Below are 1,997 nucleotides of genomic sequence, written 5' to 3' on the forward strand. Positions count from 1 at the left end.
TCGAATCTTAGATTTGGGATATTGAAAGGGTAAAAAATGAGCTTAAAAGATTTTAAATTTTACTTCTCATTGATGAGAGTGGATAGATACACGACGATCGGCGATTTTATCGCGTTTGTTAAATCTTACAATGCAAAGGACAAGAAATGCTAGAAATTTTAAACAAAATCCAGTGTGAGCTAAAGGCTCCCAAAACGCAGATAAATAAATTCGGCGGTTATGCGTATCGTAGTTGCGAAGATATCTTAGAGGCGGTAAAACCGCTACTGCAAAAATATGAGGCGGTCTTAACGATCGGCGATGAAATCATAGCCGTAGCCGACCGCATCTACGTAAAAGCGACCGCCACGCTAAAAGGCAAAGACGGCGAGGTAAGCGTAAGCGCATACGCTAGAGAGCCCGCAAGCAAAAAAGGTAGCGACGAAAGCCAAATTACAGGCGCAGCCTCAAGCTATGCTAGAAAATACGCACTAAATGGGCTATTCGCAATAGATGATGCCAAAGATGCCGACGCTACGAATATTCACGAGGACGCCCGCGATAAAAAAGGCGAATATCCCGCGCCGATGAGTGAGGAGCAGGTGGCGGATTTATTGCAACTTTGCGAGGCGAGCGGCACCGACCCGCGAAAGGTAGCCGCAGCATATAAGACAAGCGACATAGCGTTCGTGCCGTTTGAAAAAGTGCGCGCTCAGCTTTTGCAAAAGCTCGCAAAGGCGCAAGAAGTGAGAAAGGGTGCGTAATGAAATTTATAAATTTGCAGCAAGGTAGCCCCGAGTGGCTGGAATATAGAAAAGACAAATTTAACGCCTCCGAGGCGGGCGACGTTATGGGCTGCGGCTTTAACAAGCCCTATAAACTAGCCGAAATCAAATACGGCGGCAAAGAGGTTTTTCAAAGCGAGGCAATGAGGCTCGGCAAAGAGTATGAGCCAAAAATCCGCGAGTATATCAACAAGCTTTTAAACGCGGATTTTCAGCCCGTCGTAGGACTTAGCGACGATGATCCGAGATTTAGCGCGAGCTTTGACGGGCTAGACATCATAGGCGGCGAAATTTTAGAGATTAAATTTAGCGCGAACGAGTATGAGGTTTTGGAGCGCACCGGCAAACCTAGCGAAAAGTATTTTTGGCAGATCCAACACCAGCTTTTCGTTTGCGACCTCGCGAAGTGTATTTTTGCCGTCGGCAAGATAGATGATGATTTCGATCTGCAAATCCGCCACGTTGTCGTAGAGCGCGACGAAAAGGCGATTAAAAAGCTTATTAAGGCGTGGAACGAGTTTGAGGCGACCTATGCGGGGGCTGCTCCCGATGAGGAATGGTTAAGCTTGAGCGATGAAATTTCAACCCTTAGCGCGCAGAAAAAAGAGCTTGACGATAGGCTCGACGAGCTAAAAAAGCGCGCCATTAAAAAAGCTGGCGGCGTGGAAATAAAGGCTTACGGGCTAACTATCTGCAAATCAGAAATTAAGCCTAGCTATGACTATAAGGCATATTGCGAGCAAAGCGGCGCCGTAATCCCCGACGAGTTTTTAAAGGCGGGGTGCGAACGCTGGAGCGTGCGAGTTGCAAATTAGCGGGCAGTTTAACCGCTTTATGCACGGCGTAGTATTGGCGCAGATGCGATCTCTTAGATATTTATGTATCAGAGAGCATCGCATAGCCATTCGCCCGTTTTATCTTAGTGCCGATACGCTAAAGCAGCTTTTAAAAGCGCTGGATTTCGACTATCCGAGGCAGAAAGACGGCACGCCGCTAAGCTACACGCAACTAAGCACGGCGGATATGCTAGGGCACCTAGCCTATATTGAGACGCTTTGCGCTGAAAACGGCATAGAGCCCGAGTTTATAAAAGAATTTGAAAAGGAAATAAAATGAATAAAGTTATTTTAATCGGAAATTTAACCCGCGATATCGAGCTAAGATACACACAGAGCGGCTATTGCGTTGGAAACACGGGTATTGCCGTAACGAGGAAATTTAAGAACGCGCAAG

General features: G+C 46.8%; 4 protein-coding genes. All 4 read left to right on the forward strand.

Annotation, left to right across the window (positions count from 1 at the left end; genetic code table 11):
• Positions 1–146: 146 nt before the first annotated feature.
• The gene (locus Q0224_RS03580; protein WP_297949148.1) at positions 147–743 is read left to right on the forward strand and encodes an ERF family protein; all 597 of its coding nucleotides are present in this window, start codon (positions 147–149) and stop codon (positions 741–743) included.
• The gene (locus Q0224_RS03585) at positions 743–1,579 is read left to right on the forward strand and encodes a lambda-exonuclease family protein (RefSeq protein WP_297949150.1); all 837 of its coding nucleotides are present in this window, start codon (positions 743–745) and stop codon (positions 1,577–1,579) included. The genes Q0224_RS03580 and Q0224_RS03585 overlap by 1 nt, the downstream gene beginning before the upstream one ends.
• 34 nt (positions 1,580–1,613) lie before the next feature.
• Positions 1,614–1,880, forward strand: a complete 267-nt coding sequence (locus tag Q0224_RS03590; RefSeq protein ID WP_297949151.1) for a hypothetical protein — start codon at positions 1,614–1,616, stop codon at positions 1,878–1,880.
• On the forward strand, positions 1,877–1,997 hold a 121-nt coding region (locus Q0224_RS03595), incomplete at its 3' end, for a single-stranded DNA-binding protein (protein WP_297949152.1). The genes Q0224_RS03590 and Q0224_RS03595, both read left to right, overlap by 4 nt.

This window comes from uncultured Campylobacter sp. (assembly GCF_938002845.1).
In the GTDB taxonomy this organism is placed as follows: domain Bacteria; phylum Campylobacterota; class Campylobacteria; order Campylobacterales; family Campylobacteraceae; genus Campylobacter_B.

Coding starts and splice junctions, on each gene's coding strand:
- Q0224_RS03580 (WP_297949148.1), top strand. CDS start 147: ATGCTAGAAATTTTAAACAAAATCCAGTGTGAGCTAAAGGCTCCCAAA.
- Q0224_RS03585 (WP_297949150.1), top strand. CDS start 743: ATGAAATTTATAAATTTGCAGCAAGGTAGCCCCGAGTGGCTGGAATAT.